This is a genomic window from Leptotrichia massiliensis (assembly GCF_900104625.1).
Lineage (GTDB): Bacteria > Fusobacteriota > Fusobacteriia > Fusobacteriales > Leptotrichiaceae > Leptotrichia > Leptotrichia massiliensis.
In genome coordinates, this window is the sequence record NZ_FNVZ01000005.1 from 23,895 (window position 1) to 48,621 (window position 24,727).

General features: G+C 29.0%; 22 protein-coding genes and 1 pseudogene. 22 read left to right on the plus strand and 1 reads right to left on the minus strand.

Annotated elements, in window-relative coordinates:
• Positions 1-343 precede the first annotated feature (343 nt).
• The 9 genes from cobU (at position 344) to glmM (ending at position 10,944) form a co-directional block, all read left to right on the plus strand.
• Entirely contained in the window at positions 344-934 is a 591-nt protein-coding gene (gene cobU, locus BQ5344_RS04185) for a bifunctional adenosylcobinamide kinase/adenosylcobinamide-phosphate guanylyltransferase (RefSeq protein ID WP_071124292.1), read from the plus strand.
• A 258-nt stretch (positions 935-1,192) separates the two neighbouring features.
• Positions 1,193-1,771: a 5-formyltetrahydrofolate cyclo-ligase gene (locus BQ5344_RS04190; RefSeq protein WP_071124293.1), complete on the plus strand. Its 579-nt coding sequence runs from the start codon at positions 1,193-1,195 to the stop codon at positions 1,769-1,771.
• Between the two features lie 392 nt (positions 1,772-2,163).
• Positions 2,164-3,723: a DNA polymerase III subunit gamma/tau gene (gene dnaX, locus BQ5344_RS04195; protein ID WP_071124294.1), complete on the plus strand. Its 1,560-nt coding sequence runs from the start codon at positions 2,164-2,166 to the stop codon at positions 3,721-3,723.
• Positions 3,724-3,773: 50 nt separating this feature from the next.
• Entirely contained in the window at positions 3,774-4,226 is a 453-nt protein-coding gene (gene rplI / locus BQ5344_RS04200) for a 50S ribosomal protein L9 (RefSeq protein WP_071124295.1), read from the plus strand.
• A gap of 67 nt (positions 4,227-4,293) precedes the next feature.
• The gene (dnaB, locus tag BQ5344_RS04205) at positions 4,294-5,730 is read left to right on the plus strand and encodes a replicative DNA helicase (RefSeq protein WP_071124296.1); all 1,437 of its coding nucleotides are present in this window, start codon (positions 4,294-4,296) and stop codon (positions 5,728-5,730) included.
• A gap of 43 nt (positions 5,731-5,773) precedes the next feature.
• A complete protein-coding gene (locus BQ5344_RS04210) occupies positions 5,774-7,042 on the plus strand; it encodes a peptidase U32 family protein (protein ID WP_071124297.1) in 1,269 nt (422 codons plus the stop codon).
• Between the two features lie 244 nt (positions 7,043-7,286).
• A complete protein-coding gene (locus BQ5344_RS04215; RefSeq protein WP_006805100.1) occupies positions 7,287-7,967 on the plus strand; it encodes a response regulator transcription factor in 681 nt (226 codons plus the stop codon).
• A gap of 10 nt (positions 7,968-7,977) precedes the next feature.
• On the plus strand, positions 7,978-9,561 hold the full coding sequence (locus BQ5344_RS04220) for a sensor histidine kinase (protein ID WP_071124298.1): 1,584 nt from the start codon (positions 7,978-7,980) through the stop codon (positions 9,559-9,561).
• Positions 9,562-9,582: 21 nt separating this feature from the next.
• Positions 9,583-10,944: a phosphoglucosamine mutase gene (glmM, locus tag BQ5344_RS04225; RefSeq protein WP_071124299.1), complete on the plus strand. Its 1,362-nt coding sequence runs from the start codon at positions 9,583-9,585 to the stop codon at positions 10,942-10,944.
• 63 nt (positions 10,945-11,007) lie between these two features.
• On the opposite strand, the gene BQ5344_RS04230 is transcribed toward glmM, so the two are convergent.
• Complete coding sequence (locus BQ5344_RS04230) at positions 11,008-11,751, minus strand: gamma-glutamyl-gamma-aminobutyrate hydrolase family protein (RefSeq protein WP_071124300.1); 744 nt, start codon at positions 11,749-11,751, stop codon at positions 11,008-11,010.
• A 529-nt stretch (positions 11,752-12,280) separates the two neighbouring features.
• On the opposite strand from BQ5344_RS04230, the gene BQ5344_RS04235 reads away from it, so the two are divergent.
• The 13 genes and pseudogenes from BQ5344_RS04235 (at position 12,281) to BQ5344_RS04285 (ending at position 24,657) form a co-directional block, all read left to right on the plus strand.
• The gene (locus tag BQ5344_RS04235; protein ID WP_021769228.1) at positions 12,281-12,658 is read left to right on the plus strand and encodes a hypothetical protein; all 378 of its coding nucleotides are present in this window, start codon (positions 12,281-12,283) and stop codon (positions 12,656-12,658) included.
• Between the two features lie 174 nt (positions 12,659-12,832).
• Positions 12,833-14,086, plus strand: coding sequence for a glucose-1-phosphate adenylyltransferase (locus tag BQ5344_RS04240; RefSeq protein ID WP_071124301.1), 1,254 nt, complete (start codon positions 12,833-12,835; stop codon positions 14,084-14,086).
• A gap of 240 nt (positions 14,087-14,326) precedes the next feature.
• Positions 14,327-15,715: a glycogen synthase gene (locus BQ5344_RS04245; protein ID WP_071124302.1), complete on the plus strand. Its 1,389-nt coding sequence runs from the start codon at positions 14,327-14,329 to the stop codon at positions 15,713-15,715.
• A 501-nt stretch (positions 15,716-16,216) separates the two neighbouring features.
• Positions 16,217-16,912, plus strand: a complete 696-nt coding sequence (locus tag BQ5344_RS04250) for an N-acetylmannosamine-6-phosphate 2-epimerase (RefSeq protein ID WP_071124303.1) — start codon at positions 16,217-16,219, stop codon at positions 16,910-16,912.
• Positions 16,913-17,022: 110 nt separating this feature from the next.
• On the plus strand, positions 17,023-18,642 hold the full coding sequence (locus BQ5344_RS04255) for a PTS transporter subunit EIIC (RefSeq protein ID WP_071125478.1): 1,620 nt from the start codon (positions 17,023-17,025) through the stop codon (positions 18,640-18,642).
• Between the two features lie 104 nt (positions 18,643-18,746).
• Positions 18,747-19,730: a DNA polymerase III subunit delta gene (gene holA / locus BQ5344_RS04260; RefSeq protein WP_071124304.1), complete on the plus strand. Its 984-nt coding sequence runs from the start codon at positions 18,747-18,749 to the stop codon at positions 19,728-19,730.
• A 174-nt stretch (positions 19,731-19,904) separates the two neighbouring features.
• Positions 19,905-20,057, plus strand: a complete 153-nt coding sequence (locus BQ5344_RS12275; RefSeq protein WP_021769234.1) for a hypothetical protein — start codon at positions 19,905-19,907, stop codon at positions 20,055-20,057.
• Positions 20,058-20,856: 799 nt separating this feature from the next.
• Positions 20,857-21,249 carry a hypothetical protein gene (locus tag BQ5344_RS04265; protein WP_071124305.1) on the plus strand — a complete coding sequence of 131 codons (393 nt, stop codon included), beginning with the start codon at positions 20,857-20,859 and terminating at the stop codon, positions 21,247-21,249.
• 510 nt (positions 21,250-21,759) lie between these two features.
• Positions 21,760-21,978, plus strand: a pseudogene (locus BQ5344_RS12595) (GH-E family nuclease); the annotation flags it as partial.
• A 15-nt stretch (positions 21,979-21,993) separates the two neighbouring features.
• Entirely contained in the window at positions 21,994-22,533 is a 540-nt protein-coding gene (locus BQ5344_RS04270) for an ankyrin repeat domain-containing protein (protein ID WP_071124306.1), read from the plus strand.
• A 229-nt stretch (positions 22,534-22,762) separates the two neighbouring features.
• Entirely contained in the window at positions 22,763-23,365 is a 603-nt protein-coding gene (locus BQ5344_RS04275; protein ID WP_071124307.1) for a TetR/AcrR family transcriptional regulator, read from the plus strand.
• Positions 23,366-23,473: 108 nt separating this feature from the next.
• A complete protein-coding gene (locus BQ5344_RS04280; RefSeq protein ID WP_071124308.1) occupies positions 23,474-24,013 on the plus strand; it encodes a flavodoxin family protein in 540 nt (179 codons plus the stop codon).
• Between the two features lie 14 nt (positions 24,014-24,027).
• Positions 24,028-24,657: a hypothetical protein gene (locus BQ5344_RS04285; protein WP_071124309.1), complete on the plus strand. Its 630-nt coding sequence runs from the start codon at positions 24,028-24,030 to the stop codon at positions 24,655-24,657.
• The last annotated feature ends 70 nt before the right edge of the window (positions 24,658-24,727 follow it).

Genomic DNA, 24,727 nt, shown 5'->3' on the forward strand with positions numbered 1-24,727 from the left:
ATTTTTCTCTTTTTTTGTTTTGATAAAGTAATACTAAGTGCTCATTTGAATAGTAGAAATCAGAAAATTCATGTAATTAAAGTCTTTTTTACAAGGCTACCAAATTAATTGTTGTAGAATTTTATTTCTGTTTTTTTAATAGAGTTTAGTATAAAATATTTGAATGGGAAATTTTTCTAAAAAACTTTGAAAAATCAAAAAAATATGGTACAATAAGTTTTTAGAAAAAGCTAAGAATAGTGAATCCATTAAAATAAGGATTGGAACAAAAAATTAAAAACAACAACTTTTATGTAAGGTTGTTTTTTTGTTTATAGAAATTTGTGAAAAAGGAGTGAAAGGAATGGCGATAATTTTTGTTACTGGCGGAGCAAAAAGTGGGAAAAGCAAGTTTGCTGAAGAGTTAATTTTAAATTTGAATAATGGGAAGCAGGAGAATGTGTATTTGGCAACATCGCTTGTGTTTGATGAAGAAATGAAGGAAAAGGTGAGGTTGCATAAGGAAAGACGGAAAAACGATTGGAGAACTGTGGAAACTTATAAAAATTTTGAAAGTAATTTAAATGAATATTTTCCTAAAATAAAAGAAGGTATTAAGAATAATATGCTTGTGGACTGTCTAACAAATATGATTACTAATATAATTTTTGAGGAAAAGGATGTTGACTGGGATAATTTTGACAAGAAATCTTATGTAAAAATTGTGGAAAAGTTGAACAAAAATGTGGAAAATATAGTAAATGAACTCCTGAATATAACAAGTCAATTTCAAAATACGGTAATTGTGTCAAATGAGCTGGGGTTGGGGCTTGTGCCGAGTTATCCATTGGGACGTTATTTTCGTGAAATTGCAGGAAAGATGAATCAGGCTGTTGCAGAAAGAGCTGATGAAGTTTATTTTGTGGTGTCTGGCATTCCAATGAAAATTAAATAATTAATAGTCCTGTTCGGTAATTATAGGAACTTAGAATTTACAACTAATTTATTTTAATGGGGAATGTATAAAATATTATTATAGGAAATTGTAAAAGTAAAAGCAATAAAATTATTGGATGATAGCGGTATTTATAAGTACAAGAGATTAATCACTCTTTTCAGAGAATGGAAAAAAATAATAGAATAAAAATTATATTTATTGAAATTTATATACTTTTACAATGACTGAAAAGCATTAATAAAGGAGCATTTTAACATGAAAAACAAAAAAACAGATTTACAGCTGGAAAAGAATAAAATTAGAAAAGAAATTTTGGGAAAAAGAAATACTTTATCCACTGAAGAAGTAGAAAAAAAAAGTGATTTAATTATTGAAAATTTGGGGAAATTTATAAAAAATGCTGAAAATATAATGATTTTTATGGACATGAAAAATGAAGTGAGAATCACAAAATTGATGGAACTTTATCCTAAGAAAAGTTTTTTTATCCCCAAAATTACAGATAGTAAAAATAGAGAAATGAAAATTAATAAATATGAGGAAAATGAGCTTGTATTACATAAATTTGGGTATTACGAATCTTCTTCCAGCGATTTTTATAACGAAAATATTTTGGATATTGTAATTGTTCCAGCAGTTGTTTTTGATTTGGAAAAAAATAGAATTGGATTTGGCGGTGGGTATTATGATACTTTTTTGAAAAAGATTCGAGGGGAAAATAAAAAAGTTTTGTTTATTGGTATTTGTTATGATTTTCAGATTATTGAAAAAGTTCCGTCAGAAGAGCATGATGTAGTCTTGGATTTTGTTGTAAGTGAAAGTAGAATTTTTTAAAAGTTTTACTAAAAAACATTATCCAAATATTTCTTTGTTTTTTTGATACTGTAGAATCCAAATTTTTTGCAACTTATTTAGAGTTACAAAATCTATTTTAGTATGTAATCTGGTTTCATAATATCACATTTCTATATATTCGTGTATTCTCACTTCTAATCTAACCCTTCTAAATTTTTATTCAAAACATATTTTTTTAGTTATATAAAATGTTTTTTATAGGTATTATTTGAAGAGATTTTCTAGATTCATTGTAATTGAAAAATATAATTTTCTGTGTATTTTTCAAATATACGAGATTGTTTAGTTATTCTTCATTTAATTTTTCAGTAGTTCACAAATCATAGTAAAAATGTTATAATATCAAACAGTAATGAAAAAGGGTGAGAACATTGAATATTACTTTATATAGAAAATATCGACCTCAGAATTTTGACGAAATTGCAGGGCAGGAATTTGTGTTAAGGGCAATAAAAAATTCTTTGAGGGAAAATAAACTTTCGCATGCGTACTTGTTTACAGGGCCACGTGGAGTTGGAAAAACAACTATCGCAAGGCTTATTGCAAAAGGTGTAAACTGCCTGAATAGTGAGGATGTGACAGATAATCCTTGTGGAGAGTGTGAAAACTGCCGTGAAATTTCTCAAGGGATTTCTATGGATATGATTGAAATTGATGCGGCTTCTAATCGTGGGATTGATGAAATTCGTGAACTCAAAGAAAAGATAAATTATCAGCCTGTTAAAGGAAGAAAAAAAATATATATAATTGATGAAGTCCACATGCTTACAAAAGAGGCTTTCAATGCACTTTTGAAGACGCTGGAGGAACCTCCTTCACACGTTATATTTATTCTTGCGACTACAGAGATTGATAAGATTCCAGATACAGTTATTTCCAGGTGTCAGCGGTATGATTTTTTGCCAATTGATAAGGAAGATATAAAAAAATTGTTAAAAAATGTGGCTGAAAAGGAAAATATTAAGATTGACGATGCAAGCCTTGATTTGATTTACCGAAAGTCTGAAGGAAGTGCAAGGGACAGTTTTTCTATCTTTGAGCAAGTTGTGTCAAACTTCAACAATGAAGAAATTGATATTACAAAGACGCAGAATGCTTTGGGAGTTGTGCCTGACGTTATTCTGGAAGAATTTTTAAATCTAGTAAAAGAAGGCGATAAAGAAAAATTAGTTGATTTTATTGATAAAATCTGGGAAGATGGACTTATTATCGAAACTTTTTTAAAGGATTTTTCGTATTATTTAAAAGAGCAGTTTAGGAAAAAAACGGATTTATCAGTAAATTTTCTGCTGGATACGATAAGTGCGATTTTTTTTACCTTGAATGAATTTAAGTATGAAGAGGATAAAAGGCTGCTTGGCTATGTACTTATCCATGAGCTTTATAAAAAGAATAAGAAAAATTCCCAAAGTACAAATTCTAGTGAAAACATTCCTGCTTTTAATAAAAACGACATGAAAGATATGTCAAACAGCATTTATGAAAAAGTATTAAGCCAAGTTATTAAAAATGCTAATATTGTGAATCAGAAGGCTGGCTCTATGGGAATTTCCGAACCTGTAAATATGGAAAAAACTGAAAAAATTGTAAAAGATTATGATATTTCAATTTTTACTGAAAATTGGAAAAAAGTTTTGGCTGGAATAAAAAAGGTAAGCGTTATGCTGGGGGCATTGGCGATAGAAAGCAGCCCAGATAGAGTGGAAAATGGAGTTTTGTATATAAAATTCCCCAAAAATCAAAAATTTCACAGCGAACAAGTTTTACTGCCCGAGAAAAAGCCGAAAATTGAAGCAGTTATTAATCAAATCTGTAATTCAGATATTATGATCCAAACTTTTCTCGAAAGTGAAGATTCACAAAATGAAGAGGATAAATTTTTGCAAAATGCAGTCAAGTTTTTTGATGGAAAGATTTTGGAAAAAAAATAATGTTAAAATATTGAACAAAAAAATTTAAACAAAGAAAGGAATGATTAAATATGAAAATTAAAGTAATTTTGAAGGAAACAATAAAAGGTGTCGGAAAAAAAGATGAAATTGTGGAAGTAAAAGATGGATATGCGAATAACTTTTTATTAAATAAAAATAAGGCAATACTCGCAACTCCTGAGAATGTTAATAAATTGAAGGCAAAAAATGAAAAAATTCAGAAAAATCATGATAAAGATGTGAAAAATGCAAATGAATTGAAGGAGTTCTTGGCTGAAAAAGAAATTGTTTTAAAAGTGAAGGCTGGAGAAAATAATAAAGTGTTTGGTTCAATTGGAGCAAAGGAAATTGTAGAGGCAATTAAGGAGCAGTTAAATGTTGAAATTGATAAAAAGAAAGTTTCTGCTAATTCAAAAGTTAAGGAAATTGGAGTGCATAACGTAGAATTAAAACTTCACTCTGAAGTTAAAGCAAATTTGAAAGTTAGAGTTGAAGCTAAATAGTTTAATATTATAGATTCTAGTTTTGATTTTCAAATGGGATTTTTATAGAAAGTGAGAAATTACAAAAATGGGATTGTATGATTTGGAAGAAGAAGAAAACAGCAAGCCGTTTAGTATCGAAGCTGAAGAGGCCTTGCTCGGATCTATATTTATAAATCCTAATGTTATTGGAGATGTTGTCGATATTGTAACATCTGAGGACTTTTACAAAAATAACTATAAGCTGATTTTTTCAGAAATGGTAAAGGCTTATAATGTTGGAAAAATAATCGATGTGCTTCTGATAATCGAATCGCTGAAAAAGCAGGAACTGATGGATGAAGTTGGAGGCGAGGACATTATTTATGACTTGACAGAAGTTGTGCCGACTGCTGCAAATGCAATGAATTATGCTCAAATTATAAAAGATAAATCTATACAGAGGCAATTAATAGGCATTGGAGAAAAAATCGTCAAAATGGCGATGCGTGGTTACGAAGAAGTTGATACAATGCTGGATAAATCAGAAAGCATGATTTTCAAAATTGCTGAATCCAAGCAGAAAAAGGATATTGTTCCTTTATTTGAGCTTGTTCAAGGCAAAATTACACAAATGGATAATTATAGCGAGAGTAAAGGCAAGATAACTGGCATTTCTTCAGGATTTGATAGATACGACAGTATAACAAGTGGATTTCACGGCTCTGACTTATTAATTCTTGCAGCACGTCCTGCTATGGGTAAAACGGCTTTTGCCTTAAATTTGGCTATAAATGTTGCACGGCAGGGAAAAGGCGTACTTATATACAGTTTAGAAATGGGAAATGAGCAATTGTTTGACAGACTTGTAGCAAGTGAGGCAAAAATACGGTTAAAAGCTCTAAAAGACAGTACAATGACACCAGAAGAACTTGTAAATTTGGGAAGTGGATTAGGTCGGCTTTCTGAAATGCCAATTTATATTTCAGATTCTTCAAGTGTAACAATGTTGGAAATAAAGGCCACTGCACGGCGATTAAAATCCGAAGGAAAATTAGACTTTATGTTAATTGACTACTTGCAGTTAATTAATCCATCTGAAAATTCAAGAAAAAGCAGGGAACAGGAAATATCCGAAATTTCACGTTCATTAAAAATATTGGCAAAAGAGCTTAATATTCCAATTGTAACACTGTCACAGCTATCACGTGGAGTAGAGCAGAGAGTGGATAAAAGACCAATTTTGTCAGATTTGCGGGAATCAGGGGCAATTGAGCAAGATGCAGATATGGTAATGTTTTTATATCGTGATAAATATTATCACAAAGACACTGCTCCTGAAGTAAACAACATGAATGTTCCATCAAAATATCTAAGTGCATCACAGGAAGTCCCAAAAGATAATGAAAATGAACTTGAAAAAGTGGAACTAATAATTGGTAAACATAGAAGTGGACCGACTGGAACCATAGAATTAGGATTTAGACCAAGCTATCAACAGTTTGTAAACGTTGTAGATGATGAATTTGTACCGCCTGCTGAATAATAAAAATAAAGAAAAAGAAAAATTAAGGAGAGAAAATAAAAAAATGGAAACAAAAAAAAGAGTAGAATTATTGGCACCAGCTGGAAATATGGAAAAGTTAAAAACAGCTTTTCATTTCGGAGCTGATGCCTGTTTTGTTGGAGGAAGTGCTTTCAACTTGAGAGGGATGTCTTCAAACTTTAAAAATAAAGAATTAAAGGAAGCCGTGGACTATGTTCATAGTTTAGGTAAAAAAATATATGTTACACTAAATATTTTTGCACATAATACAGAGATCGAATATATGCCAAGATTTATAAAAAAACTTGATGAATTTGGCGTGGATGCTGTAATTGTGGCTGATTTAGGAGTTTTCCAGATGGTTAGGCAACATGCTCCAAATATGAAAATACACGTAAGTACTCAAGCAAATAATACAAACTGGATGAGTGTAAAAACTTGGAAGGATATGGGAGCAAAAAGAGTTATTTTAGCTAGAGAAATGTCGTTAAAAGAAATAAAAACTATTCGTGAAAAAGTACCTGATGTGGAAATTGAAGTATTTATTCATGGAGCAATGTGTATGGCTTATTCAGGAAGATGCCTATTAAGTAATTACTTTACAAACCGTGATGCAAACCGTGGAATCTGTGCACAGGATTGCCGTTGGAATTATAAGGTAATTGCGGAAGGGCATGAGGAAACTGGGGCTCACGATATTGTAGAAAATGAAGAAGGGACATATATGTTTAACGCTAAAGATTTATGTTCCATCGAATTTATTGACAAAGTTCTTGAAACTGGTGTGGATTCATTAAAAATTGAAGGAAGAATGAAAAGTATTTACTACAATTCAACTGTTGTAAAACAGTATAAAAGAGCATTGGATAATTATTATTCTGGAAATTATGAATATAATCCAGATTGGCTAAAAGAGCTTAAAACAATTAGCCATAGACAATATTCAAACGGATTTTATTTAGGACCGACTTCTGAAAAGGATCAGAATTATGAAACGGGTCTTTCTTACAGTCAAACTTACAGACTTGTTGCAAACGTACTTGAAAAAGTTGACACAAATAAATACAAAATTCAAATAAGAAATAAAGTTTATGCAACAGAAACTTTGGAACTTGTACGTCCAATTGGAGATGCTGTTAAATTCAAAGTAGAAAATTTTTTAAATACAAAAAATGATGAATTGCAAGAATACGTAAATCCAAATACTATCGCTATTATTGAAACAGATGTGGAAATGGGACCAATGGATTTGATAAGAATAAAACTGCCTGAAGGACAGTCTGACAGTGATATGGACACTGCTGAATTTTAACAAATATAAACTTTAATTTAATAATAATTTTAACTAAAAAAAAGGGTAATACTCAGAACACTATATTTTTTAATAATAACCAAACTATATATTCACTAAAAATTATAATAAAAAAAAGATAAAATACTATACAAATCAAAAAAAATAGGTTATAATTATCTATATATTTAGAAACTTTTTATTTTTTAAAATGAGAAGATTGAAAATTATAAATTTAAAAACAAAAATAGAATTGGAGATAATTATGAGAGAAAAAATATTAGTAATTGAAGATGATCCTAAAATTTCGAGATTACTTGAAATTGAATTAAAATTTGAAGGGTTTGATGTATTTTTTGCATACGATGGTAAAGAAGGATTAAACATGGCTAAGTATGGTTCATACGATATTATCCTTCTAGATGTGATGCTTCCGAAAATGAGTGGAATGGAAGTTTGTAAAAGAATAAGAGAAACTTCACAAGTACCTATTATTATGCTTACTGCAAAAGATGAAATTAGTGACAAAGTAGTAGGATTTGACTATGGAGCAGACGACTACATGACAAAACCTTTCTCAAATGAAGAATTGCTTGCAAGAATAAAAGCTCTTCTTAGAAGAACTAAAAAATCTGTTGTTCATAAAGGAATATTTGAATTTGAAGATTTGACAATTAACTATTCAACTTATGAAGTGTTCAGAGAATATGGAAAAAATCTAATTCAACTTTCAAAAAGAGAATTTGAATTACTTGATTTTTTAGTGTTAAATAAAGGTATTGTTTTATCAAGAGATAAAATCTTGGAAGAAGTGTGGGGATTTGATTATATTGGAAATGACAATATTCTTGATTTGTATATTAAATATTTAAGAGATAAAATTGACAGACCTTATGAAAGAAAATTTATTCAAACTGTAAGAGGAATTGGATTTATTTTTAAATAAGGAGTAAAGGATGAAAAATTTGAAACTAGAAGATCGTATTTCAGCAAATTACGCTCTTCTATTTTTGGTATTAATATTAGTTTCTAATATTATTCTTGTTTATTCACTGCAAAGGCAGTCAAATAAAGTGTTAGAAGATTCTGCCAGCGATAAAATGGATGAAATAAACAGTTTTTTGGATAAAGTTGGAATTTTTTCGGATAAAACAAATGTCCTTACACTTGATTTTAATCCTGAAATTATTGAAGGGAAAAAAGTTATTCATGTAAAGCCGTTTAATCCTGGTGAAGAAAATTATTTATATGTGCTAGAAATAAAGCAAGCTAAAGATTCTGTAATTCCAATTAATACACTTGGAGACACTGACACGGAAGAAGCTTCTATGACTAATGAAAAAATGGTTAATTTACTTGAAACTTTTAATTTAGAAGACAACGACTATGAAGGAAAAATAATAAATATTGAAAAAAATAAATATTTTGTTTTCAAAGTAAGTCGTGAAATAAAAAATTACAAATTTAATATTTATACTTTAAAGAATGTAACGCAGGAAAATCAAATTTATAAAAGGCTGGAATATCTTGTTATTCTATTTACGATAATTGGTGTTGTTATTACAATTATCGTTTCAAAAATAATGAGTAGAAGAATTTTGAAACCTATTAATAACGTAATAAAAACAGCTAAGAGTATTTCAACAGATGATTTGAGTAAAAGGATAGAAATTCCAAAAGAGGAAGATGAATTGCAAAATTTGACACTTATTATAAACGAAATGCTAGATAGACTTGAAACGTCATTTGAAAATCAAACAAAATTTGTGTCGGATGCTTCGCATGAATTGCGTACACCACTTGCAATAATAAAAGGTTATGCGGAAATTATACGAAAACGTGGAACTACTGATATTGACATCTTTGTAGAATCGATTGATTCGATAATTAGTGAAACTGATAATATGCGTAATTTAATCCAAAAACTTTTATTTTTGGCTAAAGGTGAGATTACAAAAATTAATACAAAATTTATAGATATTGATGCAAATGAAATGGTTCATCAAATTCATTCTGATACTGTAGTTTCTACTAAAACTCATAAGTTTCATCTTGAAACAGGAGAAAACTACAAGATTAAAGGTGATGAAACATTGTTACAACAAGCGATCAGAGCGTTAATCGAAAATGCTACAAAATATTCTGAACCACATACAAATATTTATATCAAATCATTTATTAAAGACGGTTTTGGACGAATTTCAATTCGAGATGAAGGTGTTGGAATTTCTGATGAAGATGCAAAAAGAATTTTTGACAGATTTTACAGGGTTGACTTGTCAAGAACAAAGGCAACAGGTGGAACTGGACTGGGGCTTGCGATAGTAAAACGAATTGTAGAGATTCATAATGGAAGAATTGAAATTGATTCTAAAATAAATAAGGGAACAGAGATTTCAATTGTATTGCCAATAGGAGATACTGCTACAACTGTATCAGAAGAAGCAGCCAAAAATGTTAAAAAGAGCAAATCAGAAAAAAAGGCTGTTTTCAGTTTTTTAAAAAAAGAAAGTGAAAAGGAAAATAAAAGAAAAAAATAAAAAGAATAGGAAGGAAGTATAATGGCTAGAAAATATTTTGGAACCGATGGAATGAGAGGGGAAGCTAACAAAGATTTGACAATCGACTTAGTTACCCGTCTAGGACTTGCTCTTGGATATTATTTAAAAAAACATAGAAAAAAAGCTGGCAAACCAAAAATTATTCTTGGAACTGACACAAGAATTTCAGGTTATATGATTCGTTCAGCACTTACTGCTGGATTAAATTCTATGGGTGTAAATATTGATTTTGTAGGAGTAATGCCTACTCCAGGAGTTTGCTATTTAACTAGAAAATTAAAGGCTGATGCAGGAATTATGATTTCGGCTTCACATAATCCTGTAAAGGACAATGGAATAAAAATATTCAGTCAAAATGGCTATAAACTGCCTGATTCAGTTGAAGAGGAACTTGAAAAATTAATGGAAAAAAAGGATGAACTTTTAAAACATCAAGTCCCAGGTGATGATTTAGGAACATTTAAATATGTGGAAGATGATATGAGAATCTATTTGGATTACCTTACTTCTACTGTAAAAACTAATTTTTCAAAATTGCGAATTGTAATTGATACAGCAAATGGAGCCGCTTATAGAGTTGCTTCAAAAGTTTTTCAAAATTTAGGAGCGGACGTTATCGTAATTAATAATATTCCAAATGGGAAAAATATTAATGTAAATTGTGGATCTACACATCCAGAACTTCTTCAGGAAGTTGTAAAGGTTTATAAGGCTGATTTAGGGCTTGCTTATGATGGAGATGCTGACAGGCTAATTGCTGTTGATAATACAGGTGCAATTATAAATGGAGACTTGATTATTGCGATTATTGCAGAATATATGAAAAAAAGAGGTTTGTTAAATGATAATAAAGTTGTAACAACTGTTCTTAGCAATATGGGATTTGAAAAATATCTTGATGAAAAAGGAATTGGATTAATTCGTGCAAATGTTGGAGATAGATATGTTCTTGAAAAAATGAAAGAATATGGTTTAAACATTGGTGGGGAGCAGTCTGGACATATTTTAATGCTTGACTACAATACGACTGGAGATGGAGTTTTATCATCAATTCAGCTTGTTGCAGCTATTTTAGAAAGTGGAAAAACTTTACATGAACTTGTAAAAGGAATAAAATTATGGCCTCAAGATTCTAAGAATATCTTTGTTGCAAAAGAGAAAAAAGCAACTTGGGAAACAAATAAGGAATTAATTGACTTTATTAAGGCAAAGGAAAAAGAAATCGCTGGAAAAGGTAGAATTTTAGTAAGAGCTTCGGGTACAGAATCACTTATAAGAGTAATGGTTGAAGCAGAAAGTCAAAAAATTGTTGATAAGTATGTAGCAGAATTAAGTAAAAAAGTGGAAGAAACACTTTGCTAACTAGAAAAAATATTTATAAAAAAAGAAAATCATAGTTAAATAGGCTATGATTTTTTTCTTTAATTAATCTTTTTTCCTTGAACTTACTTCATTTACAAATTTTTTAAATAATTTTTGTGCGGTTTCATCGTTAATTGCCATCATTTCTGGATGCCATTGAACTCCAACGATAAAAATTTCATCTGAAATATTTTCAATTGCTTCTATTACTCCATCTGCACTTTTTGCTGTTACAACAAATCCTTGTGCCAGCTTATTTATTGTCTGATGATGGTAGCTGTTTATAAATCCAATTCCTTCAGGATAAATGTCGCTTAAAAAGCAGTTGCTTGCCACAGTAATGGAGTGAGTAGGCGTGTGGGCTCTGGCTTTTTGAAAATGCTTTATTGAAACATTTTCATTGTAGGAAAGGTCCTGATAAAGGGAACCTCCACATTCAACATTGGCTATCTGCATTCCACGGCAAATTCCGAAAATTGGCTTTTTATAAGTTATTGCATAACGGATAAGAAGCGAGTCAAATTTATCACGTTCAGGAAATATTTCTCCAAGCTTCTCTTTTGGCTCTTCCCCATAAAGAAGTGGAAAAACGTCATTTCCTCCAGTTAAAATTATTCCATCCACATTTTTTACAAATTCCTCAATAACATCCTCATGCTCATTCAAAGGCAGAAGGTGCGGTACACCGCCAGCATTTATTACAGCATTGATATAGGAAACATCAACATAAGCTCGTTTATAGCCAGCAAAAAGACCTTTTTCCAGTCCAAGTATATTGCTGGAAATCCCGATAATAGGTTTTTTCATACTATCCTCCAAATTATAAATTTTATATATAATTTAACCATATATTTTTTTATTAGTCAAATTTTTTGTTTTTAAAGTGTTTAATATTTTTTTAGTTATTAATTTTTTATAATTTTGAATTTATAATTACAAGAAACCTTTGTTTTAAAGAGTTTTATTTTATTTCTAACCTTTTATTTAATTTTATTTTAATTTTTATAAATTCTATAATATATTTGTTTTAGATATATTTAGACTAATTAACAAAATATAAAATATACTCTAAAAATTTTGAAATTATTATGATATAATTTTTTTAATAATTTATTTTTTTAATAAATTAAACAATTTAAACAAAGATATGGGGAAATAAATAAATATTATATAGGAGGTGAATAATATTGAAATATACTAGGTTAGATGTAAACTAATAATAGGGAATCTAAAATTATAGACTTATAATCTATGTATAATTTGAACTAATGTCAAAAAATCTTAATAATTTAGATTTGATTATAATTAAAAAATTAAAAATCAAAAGGAGAAATTTATGAGAAAAAATACAGAAGATTTCATTTTTTATATGGATAAAGAAAATATTGGTACATTAAATCACGAGATATGCGGAAATTTTTATTTAAAAAAAGATGAGATTAAGGATGAAAACATTGAAAAAGTTCAGTTTGACAATTTAAAATTTGGAATCTATTTTTCTAAATCTGAAGAAAATAAAGAAAGAATACTGGTTTTAAAAAATAAAAAGAAGATAAAATGTGGACATTATGTTATAAATGGTATAAAAAAAGAGTTTTATACAGACTTATATTTTCTAATAATGCACCAAAAAGAAAAAGACAAAAATAAAATTTTTGAAGAGTTAATTGAAAAAATATTGGGAATTATTAAAATAAAAGATGTAAATCTATAGAGTTTTGTTGTAAAATTACTATGAAATAAAAAGAGCGTTGTTATAATATAAATTAAGCTACATAATTTAAATAACAGATAATATTATCAAAAGAAATTTTTTAAAAAAATAATTTGATTTTTTGAAAAATGGGGGTATACTTTTAGTGTAAAGAACAAAAATGGAGGTATTTATATGAAAGTTTTAGCTATGATTTTAGCTGGTGGAAGAGGGTCAAGGCTTGACATTCTATCAGAAAAAAGAGTTAAACCAAGTGTTCCTTTTGCTGGAAAATTTAGAATTATTGATTTTGCGCTAAGTAACTGTTCAAATTCGGGTATTTACGATGTTGCATTATTAACTCAATATTTGCCATTATCATTAAATGAGCATATTGCATCTGGAAAACCATGGGATTTTGACAGAAGAGACACTGCAATTACAATGTTGCAGCCACATGAAAAACTTGGTGGAAATTCTTGGTATCAAGGAACTGCCGACGCAATTAGACAAAATATTGACTTTATTAAAAGTAGAAATCCTAAATATGTATTAATTTTATCTGGAGACCATATTTACAAAATGGATTACAGATGGATGTTAAAAGAACATGAAGAAAACGACGCTGAATTGACAATAGCTGTACAGCCTGTACCTATTGAAGAAGCAAGCAGATTTGGTATTTTTGAAGTTGATCAAAATAAAAAAATCTTAAACTTTGAAGAAAAACCAGCTGAACCAAAAAGTAACTTAGCTTCAATGGGAATTTATATTTTTAACACAGATTCATTATTAGAATACCTTGAAAAATTGGAAAACCACGATTTAGACTTTGGAAATCACGTTATTCCTGCAATGATTCACGAAGATAGAAAAGTTTATGTTCACACTTATGATAGCTACTGGAAAGATGTAGGAACTTATGATTCATACTTGGAAGCAAATCTGGATTTAATCAAAAAATCCGAAGAAGTTGGAATTAATTTGTATGACCAAGGATGGAAAATTTACACAAGAAGTGAAGACTTGGCACCTGTAAGAATCGGAGTTACAGGAAGCGTTCAAAATTCATTAATCTGTAATGGATGTAAAATCGAAGGAAGTGTGGAAAATTCAGTATTAGGACCTGGAGTTACAGTTAGAAAAGGTGCAACTGTGAGAAATTGTATTATTTTCTCTGGAACTTATGTAGATGCAAATTCTCACCTAGATACAATTATTTCTGATAAAAACACATATATTGGTAAAAATTCATTTATAGGGAATGGAAATGCAAATATTCCAAATAAAGAACGTCCAGACTTGCTGTCTTCAGGAATAACGGTTATTGGTAAAGGTGTAGTTATCCCTGATGGTTCAATTATTGGTAAAAATGTAAGAATTTTTTCTGGAGTAAAAATTGATGAGCATAATAGATTAATTGAAACAGGGGAAACTGTAAAATGGTAGTTTGCACTGTCTAAAATTAATAATTTAAAAAAATTCAAGTTATTGAGATTTTTAAACTATTTTAAATAGTGGATCTTGGTAGCTTGAATATTTTAGAATATGCCTAAAACCTTCTAAAACCAAACTGATAGAATAAAAAAGGTTTTGGTAAAATAGTAGAATAATAGAATAATCATAATTTTGCAGTTTGGTTTTAAAATGATTGTACTAAAAATATTTTTAAGAATAGGAGTGATTAATTTGAAAATAGTATATTTGGCATCTGAAGTGGCTCCGTTTTATAAATCTGGTGGACTAGCTGACGTTTTGGGGGCATTGCCTAAAAAAATGCAGGAATTAGGACATGAAGTTTCTATAATAATGCCTAAATATGATATAATACCGTTAAAATATCTTGAAAAGCTGGAATGGGTAGCAAGGCTTGAAAGTCACGAAGATGTGTTTAATTTAGTAAGATACCCAGATGATAAGATAAATTATTACTTTATTGAAAATAAAGCATTGTACGAAAGAGGACATGTTTACGGTGATTTTGATCAGGATGTTCAATATGCGATGTTTTCAGAATTGGCACTTAGATTTTTGAAGGAAATTAATTTACAGGCGGATATCTTGCATTGTAACGACTGGCAAACTGGTCCAGTTCCATATTTTTTGAATGTTAGGTATAATTATGATCCATTTTACTGGGATATGAGAACAGTTTATTCAATTCACAACTTAATGTATCAAGGAAAATTCTCTAAATACTCATTTGAAAGAATGGGATATTATATGGATGACAGACATGACTTGAACTTTATGGAAATTGGAATTGGATATGGAGATGTTGTAAATACAGTGAGTCCAACTTATGCCGAAGAAATAAAATACGCTTACTTTGGTGAAGGGCTGGAATGGATTACAAATAGAAAATATATTCACGGTATTTTAAACGGAATAGATGTAGAAGAATTCAATCCTGAAACAACAAAGGGAATAATTCCTTTTAATAAGGATTCTTTAGATAAAAAGAAAGAAAATAAATATTTACTGCAAGAAAAATTAGGATTGCCAAAATCAGATGTTGCTTTAATTTCCATAGTTTCAAGACTTGTGGAAGGAAAAGGCCTGGACTTGGTATCAGCCGCACTTGAAAACTTATTGCAATATGACGCTGTTCAAATAGTGATTTTAGGAAGTGGAGATAAATTCTACGAAGACTACTATAACCACTTGGCATGGAAATATCCAGATAAATTCAAAGTTTATCTTGGGTACAACGGACAGCTTGCAAATGAAATCTACGCTGGAAGTGACATGTTCCTCATGCCATCAAGATATGAGCCTTGCGGACTTAGCCAAATGATAGCAATGAGATTTGGAACAATACCAATTGTAAGGGAAACTGGAGGACTAAAAGATTCTGTACAGCCTTACAACATTTTTACAGATGAAGGAAATGGGTTCTCATTTACAAACTTTAATGCAGACGATATGCTTTTTACAATAAAAGTGGCAGAAGGAATTTATTATGACAGACCTGACATTTGGGAAAAATTGGTAAAAAGAAATATGGAGCTTGATTTTTCTTGGGACAGATCAGCAAGAGAATATGAAAAACTTTATGAATTAGCTAAATCTTATTAATTTTTAAAAAATAAAATGGAGTAGAACTTTGATGTTACACTCCATTTTTTGTTAATTTTAGTTAGTTGAGTGCGAAAAGAGTCGAATTATGAAACTACTCGGCTGTCTTATATTAAATGGATGTCTAAATACAATAAGTAAATTTAAGTATAGATGCAAAATTATATACAAACAATACAAAAAAGTGTAGGAGAAATTCTAAGAAGTTTATGTGAATACAACAGGATTAGATCAAGCAATAAAAAATATACAGTAACAATCGACAAATAAAGTGTAAAAGAGTATAAAAATCATTTCAAATTAAAGTAAAAAATTAGAACTACGATATTAAAATCATAAATTTGTTTTGGTATAAAAGAGTTCAAGCATAATTTGAAAAAGATTAAAATAAAATTTTTTTTATAATAAAAAGTTAAAACCTTTTTCTATTGACAAATTGAAAAAATGGGGTAACATAGGAATATAAGAAATATTAATTGAAGGATAAAAGAAGGTGTAATTATGAGTAAAGAAAAATTATTGGAAAAATTAAAAGGGAAATTGATAGTTTCGTGTCAGGCGTTGCCTGGAGAACCTCTTTATATAGAAGATGGGACTATAATGCATCTTATGGCTATTGCGGCGGAACAAGCTGGAGCAGCTGGAATAAGAACAAATGGAATAAGAGATATTGAAGAAATTAAAAAAAACTTAGATTTACCTGTTATAGGGTTAATCAAAAAGCAATATGAAGGATTTCCTCAGCATATAACTGTAACGATGAAGGAAATAGATGATTTAGTAAAAGCTAAAGCCGATATAATTGCACTAGACTGTACAATGAGAGAACGTCCTGAAGTAAAAACAATAAATGAATTTATAAAAAAAATTAGGGAAAAATATCCTGATGTATTATTAATGGCGGATATTTCAACATTTGAAGAAGGTGTGAATGCTGAGAAAGCTGGTGTAGACTTTGTAGGAACAACGCTTAGTGGATATACTCCTTATAGCAAAAAATCAGAAGGTCCTGACTTTGAATTAGTAGAAAATCTTGCTAAAACTCTTAATATTCCAGTAATAGCCGAAGGGAAGATACATGAGCCAAAACAGGCGAAAAAAATGCTGGAATTAGGTGCGTTTGCAGTAGTTGTTGGAGGTGCCATAACAAGACCTCTTGAAATAGCTCAAAGATTTGTTAGGGAAATGGAGAAATAAAAATTAGTAATTAAAATAAATATTATAGAAAGGAAATTATTGAAACTGTTTTATAACACAAGAAGGGAGAATAATTTAATATTTTAAATAGTTTCAATATGGTATATGCTATGAAAAATAATGGAATTTTTGCAGTATTACAGAAAATAGGAAGGGCTTTTATGCTTCCTATTGCAGTTTTGCCAATGGCAGGGATACTTTTAGGAGTGGGAGGTTCTTTTACAAATCCTGTCCTTATAAAAACGTATAATTTAACTTTTCTTGAACCGGGAACACCGTTAAATTATCTTATGCAGCTGTTTTCTAATACAGGATTATTTGTTTTTGCAAATTTACCTTTACTGTTTGCGGTTGGTGTAGCTATAGGGCTTGCAAATAAAAATAAAGAAACTGCCGCTTTATCAGCTGTTTTAGGATTTTTGCTTTTTCACACTATAATAGGAACAATACTCAGCTTTAAAGGGATAACTCCTGATTCGGTAACTTATGACGCTCTTATTGGAAAAGGTTTGAGTGAAGCTGCGGCAAGAGGAACAGCGGCATTATATGCGAAGGAACTTGGAATATTTACATTACAGACCGGTGTATTTGGCGGTATCGTGTGTGGTATTGTGGCTTCGGCAATTACAAACAGTTTTTCAGATAAAAAATTACCTGATTATTTGGCATTTTTCAGTGGGAATAGATTTGTGCCTGTTATGACGATTATTTTGTTTATTCCTTTGGCAGCGATATTTCCGTTTATTTGGCCTACAATTTTTATGGGAATTGTGAAAGCTGGAGAAATGTTTGCAGCTACAGGGGCTATAGGAACATTCTTCTATGGATTTACAATGAGATTGTTAAATGTATTTGGATTGCACCATGCTATATATCCTCTGTTCTGGTATACTCAGCTTGGAGGTTATCAGGAAGTGGCAGGACAGATGGTAGCAGGAGGACAAAATATATTCTTTGCACAGCTTGCAGATCCATCAGTAAAACATTTTAGTGCAGCAGCAACAAAAACAATGACAGGTGGATTTTTACCTATGATGTTTGGATTACCTGCAGCGGCCCTTGCAATGTACAGAACTGCGGATGGTAAGAACAAAGCGGTTGTAAAAGGAATATTGCTATCAGCTGCATTGACATCATTCCTTACAGGAATAACTGAACCAATAGAATTCACTTTCTTATTTGTAGCGCCTGTACTATATGTAATTCACGCATTGCTTGAAGGACTTGCCTATATGCTGATGTATGTGCTTAATGTGGCAGTAGGAATTACATTCTCAAGAGGAATTATAGATTTCACTTTCTTTGGACTTTTACAAGGAAATGCAAAAACTTCATATTACTGGATACTAATATTAGGGCCTGTATACGCACTTGTATATTATTTTGTATTCAAAACATTAATTTTGAAATTTAATATTCTTACACCAGGTAGAGGAGATTCTGAAAATAAACTTTACACAAGAAAAGATTATAACGAAGCCAAAGAAAATACAGAACTTATAGACAATATAGTAGTTTCATTAGGAGGAGCAGAAAATATAGAAAATATAGATGCCTGCATTACAAGACTTAGAGTTACTGTAAAGGATGCTTCTATAGTTGCTAATGATGCGACATGGAAAGAATTGCAGGCAAAAGGTGTAATTCGTTCTGGAAAAGGAATTCAAGTAGTATACGGAACTCAGGCTGAGACATATAAAAATCAAATAAGAGAAAAATATAGAATATGATTTTAACAAATTTATTTGTTTTTTGTTTTAAAGTTCAAATTATACAAAAAATTTGATATAATTTTCTCAAGAAATAAAAAATAATTATAGACGTGAGGAAATAAATGATTTATTTTATTGGAGGAAAAAAGCAAAGAGAATTTAAATATTTTGAACTTTTGGAGAAAATTCGGAAAGAAAATATTGGAATTAGTGAAAGTTTTTTTGATGTGGATTTGAAGGAAAATGAAAAATTTTTGGAAAAAATAAATATTAATTCCATATTTTCAAGTCAGGAACTGGTAGTATTGAAAAGAGCGGAAAAGCTTAAAAATATTGAGGAAATTTTGAAATACATAGCAAATCTTGAGATAGTAAATAAGGAAATTATTATTGATTATGACAAGGAAGATGGGAAATTTGGAGTAAAATTAAAAAAGCTGCTGGATGAATTTAGTAAAAATAAACAAATGGAATTTTTTTTATTTCAGAAGGAAACAGAAGAGGAAATACGGGCTTATGTTGTAAATGAACTGAATATAAACGCAAGGGGTGTGGCAATGCTTCTTGAAATGATAGGGAGCAATCCGTTTAAGGTCAGAAATGAAGTTGCAAAAATTAAAATTTTTCTGGATGGAGAAAAGTTTGATATTGAAAAAATTAAAAATATTGTATCTATTGAAAAAGATTATCAAATTTATGAAATGACCCGAAACACATTGTTAAACAATCCGGCGGATGTAATGAGATACTTGGAGCAAAAAAAAGAATATATGGGAATCTTGTATTCTCTTTACAATGAACTTGAAATAATGTACAAAATAAGCTCGTTAAAAATGAAAGGTCGAAAATTCAGTAAAAATTACAACACTTTTAAAATAGAATTTGAAGAAATAAAAGAAATTTTTAAATCCAATAATAGAATCCCAAATTCCTATGTAATTTTCAAAAAAATAGAACTGGAGCAAAACTACACAAATGCCAGTTTAAAAAAATTAGTTTTTAGATGCTGGGAAATCGAAAAAGATATAAAGACTGGTAAAATAGAAATGGAAACAGGAGTTGAAATGTTAATTATGGAAATTTGCTCATTATTTAGAAAAAAATAATTTTAGAAATCCTAAAATATGAATAAATATAAACATCGAACAAAGATGTTTAAATAATTGATTTATAATTAGATTGCTTAAAAGCTACGTTAACTGAACCTGATAGAATTTTAACAAAAAAATTAAAAAATACGAATAAAATTTGAAAGCAAACATAAAAGAGGTGTATTTCTAATGGGAATATTAAAAAAAATATGGGATATGCTGCCAGAAGGACGTCCAGTTTGTGTGCCTAAGCCTGAAGCGTGGGGAGTAAAACAGGAGGAAGATAAAGAAGCAGATAAAGATTTAAAGAAAAAAGATGATGTGGAAAAAGTAAAAAAATAAAATTTTTTGTGAAATTAAGTTTTAATATAAACTGATTATTGTCAGAAAATAATGGAAGAGGGTGCATTTAGACGCGCTCTTTTTTATTTTATAAGATTTTTATATTAAACCCCGCTTAAAAATAGGAATAATTTTTTATAATAAGGTTGTTTGATAATTGGTTTATAATCATTCAACTAAATTATTTTTTAGATATTTTGATTAATAAATATTTTTTCATAATTACTATGTTTTTTCTTTTTTACTTTCACAGGATTACTTGTTGTCGCAAAACCTTATCTTGCAGTAAAGGTTTGAAAGTCTAAAAACATAAAGCAGAAATATACAATTATAAAGAAATGTGGTATAATAAAAAAAATATATAGCAAGTTAAATATTATGAGTACAAGTGAATGTAAAAAAACATTTAAAAGAAAGGATAATTTATGTTTTTAAAAGTAGTTCAAAATTTTTGGTATAGTTCAGTAATGAAAATATCAAAAATAGTTTTTGGTATTTTCCATTTTTTCCCTGCTCCTTTCCTGTATTGATCTTAGGAGTGACAAAGACCTAAAAGAAAAAGAATTTAATCGGATACATAATTTTTTTAAGACAGAATATAACTTGATATTGAGCAAGGAAGATTTTGATATAAATATGGAAGTCTATTATAAGCCCTTTTCAAAAGGTAGAGCTTTTCTTCTGAAACCAAAAAAACCTATAGAATATAAGTCAAAGTATTTCAGCGAGAACCTTGGGAAATTTCAGGAATAACTATAATGAAATATCCTAAATAATATTTTAAGAAAGGGAAAATAACATGAACAAATATTTAGAATTAAAAAAAGCAATAGAAGAATTTCTAGAATTGAAAAGAGATTTAAGGGAAAATAATGAATTACAAGAATCTCATAGTTTATCATTATTAGAGTATTTATGTATAATTAATTATGTAATATATGATGAAAGAGAAAAATTTAGAGAAGACTTTAAAACAAGAATTAAGGAAGAAATAAAAAAATGGAGTAGTTTTTATAGATTGGGAAAATTTGATCCATTACTAGATTACTATGTTTTTTTTGATTCTTCAAATTGGAATAATAGGAAAAAAATGGAAGAAGAGAGACAAATTAATATAAAAATTGGAAAATTGACAAGAAATATAAAGAAAATAAGTACAGAAATAGTAGAAAATGATATTTATCCATTTTAATTTTTAGAACTTAATGAGATTTAAATCATATTCTGAATTGACTAAAGAATTATGGTTATGCTTATCAAAAAAATTCTATTACTCGAAATTTTGATTTTAATCATATAGTACATGGAGAAACTAAGATTTAGGAACTAGAGGAAAAGGAAGACATTTTATTTTTTCTTCTCCCAATGGTTGAGATAAATACTTTATAATTTTTGAACTTTTTAAAAAAACAAATACTCAAATTTCTTGTGCTAACCTATGAGAAATTTGAATTCCCCCTTAATTTTTTAGTATTTCACAGCAAAGCGGCTTTACTAACCTAAGGCTGTTTTACCATAAAATATTGAAGAACGTACGCATTATACAGTAGTATTAAGGACAACTAATTATTTTAATGCAATATTAAATCAATCGTCTGCATTAACACCAAAATATCCGATTACTGTTTATAATCCTGAATTTGTAACAGTACAAGAAAGCAAAAACCTAAACGAGAAAATGACACCTAAATAATTTAGAGACTGGTATAATAATCCTCGAAATTATAGATTTGAAACACCGCACACTAATAGAAGTCATGCATATGAAAATATAACAACTCCGTTATTACCTCAATTTAATTCTCCAGCAATACCTCTATTAGAATACAAAACAGTACCATTATTAGAGTATAAGCCAGATTATATAAATAATATACAAAATATAATTCAAAAACAACAAATGAAAATACCTATAAAATAGAGAAAGGACAAAGCTATGACAATTTATTCAGCAGCAGATATGGGAACATATGAAGAATTTCTAAAATTATTTAAAGAAGGTGATCAAAATAAAATAAGTTCATCAGGAAGAAGTTTACTTTTTATAGCATTATGTAATACAAAATCAAAAGAAAGATATAGAATAGCAAATTTTTTAATAAATAAAGGAGCTGATGTTAAAATAATAACAGAAGATGGAATGAGTATGTTTTTTCCATTATTTTCTCATGGGTGGCAAGATATAGTAAAAACAACAATTTTGTGTAAGACATTATTGGAAAAAGGTGCAGATATAACAACAATATATAAGAAAGAGAAAACGGTTTCATTCAAAGAATTATTTAATATCGGCACTCCTGAAATAGAAATGTTACCGTTATACCAACTGATATTTTCTCAACCAGGACTTCCTCTTTTAGTAAAAGATAAATGGGGATTAACAGTAATTGAATTTGCGAGAAGGTTTAATAGACCAATAGCGGTGAAAATGATGGAAGATTATGTAAAGAAATATAATCTAAAAGAGGATAGTTAAAATTATTAAATAATCGTTGTTTTAAAAGATAGCGATTATTTTTTTTATATTGCATATAATTTGAGTTTTTAAAACAACTTTTTACCCAATAAATTTTATAAAAATAGTAATTTATAGTAATCTCAGTTAAAAAGTAGTAATAAAATTTTAAAATAAACTTGACAGTGTCAAGATTTGGATGTATAATCTTTACAGTGATAAGATAATGAAAGTTAGGGAGAATTTAAATATGGAAAAATCTAAAAAAAGTTACCATCATGGGAATTTACGGGAAGAATTGATTGAAAAAGGGATAGAGATGATAAATGAAGCAGGAGAAGAAAAATTATCTTTAAGAAAAGTGGCTAAAATGTGTGGAGTAAGTAATGCGGCACCGTATACATATTTTAAGAAAAAAAGTGATTTGCTTTACGCAATGAGCGATTATATATGGGGAATATTGGCGGTGAAACTTGATAGAACAAGGAAAAAATATGAAAATCAAGAGGATTTGCTGGTAAAATTAGGAAAAACGTACGTTATGTTTTTTTGTGAGAATCATAGATACTATCATTTTATGATTTCAAGAAAAAATATGAAAATAGATTTATTCTCAAAGTTTTCAAAAATAGAAAATAATAATGAAAAAGCTTTTAGCATATTAAAAATTGAGGCAATGAAAATACTTGAAAAAATGGGAGTGCCAAATCAGGATATGCAAGATAAAATTATAGCAATGTGGGCCTTGGTACAAGGATTGACAACAATAATGATTACAAATGATATAAAGTATTCTGAAAGCTGGGAAGAAAAAATAGAGGAGATAATAAAATCAGTTTGTATAGCGAAATAATCTTAAAAGAGAATTGAAAGTTGCTGGTTATTGTACAATTTTGAAACTTAAAATATTTAGCAGTTAAATTTTAGATAGATTTTAATATATCTATGGAAGGTGAGAAATATGGAATTAATTATACACGATTTAGATGATGAAAAATTAGAAAATCTAAAGTGGAAAATTGAAAAAAAAGAAAAAATTATGGATAAAATAAAAGATAGTATAAATCAAAGAAAAATAATAGTTGGGGAAGATGTGTCTATAATTTGTGACAATGATAGAATTAAAAGCTGTATGGGATGTTTTGAATGTTGGATTAAAACTCCAGGGAAGTGTAAAATTAGGGATGGATATGAAAGTTTAGCAAAATTATATTCAAAAGCAGATAAAGTTGTGATTATAAGTCAATGTGTCTATGGTTCTTACAGTCCATTTGTAAAAAATGTGCTAGATAGGACAATTCCATATTTGTTGCCATTTTTTAAATTTAAAAATAAAGAGATGCACCATATCACACGAAATAAAACAAAATTTGACTTAAATGTATATTTTTATGGGGAACATTTGTCGCCAAATGAAAAGAGAGCTGCTAAAGAAATAGTAAAGGCTAATAGTTTGAATTTAGATGTGAAAAATTTTACAGTTTCTTTTTTAGAAGATTAGGAGAATGATGAAATATGAAAATTAGTGTAATAAATGGAAGTCCAAAAGCAATTAAAAGCAATTCTGAAATATTGGGAAATTATTTATCATCCTTGCTTAAAGAAAATGAAATAAAAAAATATTATTCAATTTCTTTTAGATTAAATGATGAAAATAAAAATGAAATTTATAATAGTGATGTTTTAATATTTCTTTTTCCATTATATGTTGATGGTATTCCGTCTAATTTATTAAAGTTATTTGTAGAATTTGAGAAAGAAAAAGTTGTAAATCCAGCAACTAGAGTTTATTGCATAGTGAATAATGGATTTTATGAAGGTAAGCAAAATCGGTTAGCAATTTTGCAGATAAAAAATTGGTGTGAAAAGGTTAAGGCAGACTGGGGACAAGGAATTGGAGTAGGCGCAGGAGAATTGCTGCCATATCTGAAAAAATATCCATTGGGGCAAGGGCCACTAAAAAATTTAGGTAAAGTGTTAGATGAATTTTCTGCTAATATTATAACTTTAAAAAGTGATAAAGATATTTATATAAATCCAAACTGGTTGAAAAGCCTGTATTTTTTTCAAGGATCAATTTCATGGATTTTAAAAGGTAGAAAAAATAATTTGAGAGTAAGAGAACTTTTTAGAAAAAGTAATTAAAATTGTATAACTAAAAAAGACTATCCTTAGATTGTGATAGTCTTTTATTTTTGTTAATCTTAAAAAAATT

What these genes read in the sequence shown, in the direction of transcription:
- cobU (WP_071124292.1), top strand. Translation starts at nt 344, where the DNA reads ATGGCGATAATTTTTGTTACTGGCGGAGCAAAAAGTGGGAAAAGCAAG.
- BQ5344_RS04190 (WP_071124293.1), top strand. Translation starts at nt 1,193, where the DNA reads ATGAAAAACAAAAAAACAGATTTACAGCTGGAAAAGAATAAAATTAGA.
- rplI (WP_071124295.1), top strand. Translation starts at nt 3,774, where the DNA reads ATGAAAATTAAAGTAATTTTGAAGGAAACAATAAAAGGTGTCGGAAAA.
- dnaB (WP_071124296.1), top strand. Translation starts at nt 4,294, where the DNA reads ATGGGATTGTATGATTTGGAAGAAGAAGAAAACAGCAAGCCGTTTAGT.
- BQ5344_RS04210 (WP_071124297.1), top strand. Translation starts at nt 5,774, where the DNA reads ATGGAAACAAAAAAAAGAGTAGAATTATTGGCACCAGCTGGAAATATG.
- BQ5344_RS04215 (WP_006805100.1), top strand. Translation starts at nt 7,287, where the DNA reads ATGAGAGAAAAAATATTAGTAATTGAAGATGATCCTAAAATTTCGAGA.
- BQ5344_RS04220 (WP_071124298.1), top strand. Translation starts at nt 7,978, where the DNA reads ATGAAAAATTTGAAACTAGAAGATCGTATTTCAGCAAATTACGCTCTT.
- glmM (WP_071124299.1), top strand. Translation starts at nt 9,583, where the DNA reads ATGGCTAGAAAATATTTTGGAACCGATGGAATGAGAGGGGAAGCTAAC.
- BQ5344_RS04230 (WP_071124300.1), bottom strand. Translation starts at nt 11,751, where the DNA reads ATGAAAAAACCTATTATCGGGATTTCCAGCAATATACTTGGACTGGAA.
- BQ5344_RS04235 (WP_021769228.1), top strand. Translation starts at nt 12,281, where the DNA reads ATGAGAAAAAATACAGAAGATTTCATTTTTTATATGGATAAAGAAAAT.
- BQ5344_RS04240 (WP_071124301.1), top strand. Translation starts at nt 12,833, where the DNA reads ATGAAAGTTTTAGCTATGATTTTAGCTGGTGGAAGAGGGTCAAGGCTT.
- BQ5344_RS04250 (WP_071124303.1), top strand. Translation starts at nt 16,217, where the DNA reads ATGAGTAAAGAAAAATTATTGGAAAAATTAAAAGGGAAATTGATAGTT.
- BQ5344_RS04255 (WP_071125478.1), top strand. Translation starts at nt 17,023, where the DNA reads ATGAAAAATAATGGAATTTTTGCAGTATTACAGAAAATAGGAAGGGCT.
- holA (WP_071124304.1), top strand. Translation starts at nt 18,747, where the DNA reads ATGATTTATTTTATTGGAGGAAAAAAGCAAAGAGAATTTAAATATTTT.
- BQ5344_RS12275 (WP_021769234.1), top strand. Translation starts at nt 19,905, where the DNA reads ATGGGAATATTAAAAAAAATATGGGATATGCTGCCAGAAGGACGTCCA.
- BQ5344_RS04265 (WP_071124305.1), top strand. Translation starts at nt 20,857, where the DNA reads ATGAACAAATATTTAGAATTAAAAAAAGCAATAGAAGAATTTCTAGAA.
- BQ5344_RS04270 (WP_071124306.1), top strand. Translation starts at nt 21,994, where the DNA reads ATGACAATTTATTCAGCAGCAGATATGGGAACATATGAAGAATTTCTA.
- BQ5344_RS04275 (WP_071124307.1), top strand. Translation starts at nt 22,763, where the DNA reads ATGGAAAAATCTAAAAAAAGTTACCATCATGGGAATTTACGGGAAGAA.
- BQ5344_RS04280 (WP_071124308.1), top strand. Translation starts at nt 23,474, where the DNA reads ATGGAATTAATTATACACGATTTAGATGATGAAAAATTAGAAAATCTA.
- BQ5344_RS04285 (WP_071124309.1), top strand. Translation starts at nt 24,028, where the DNA reads ATGAAAATTAGTGTAATAAATGGAAGTCCAAAAGCAATTAAAAGCAAT.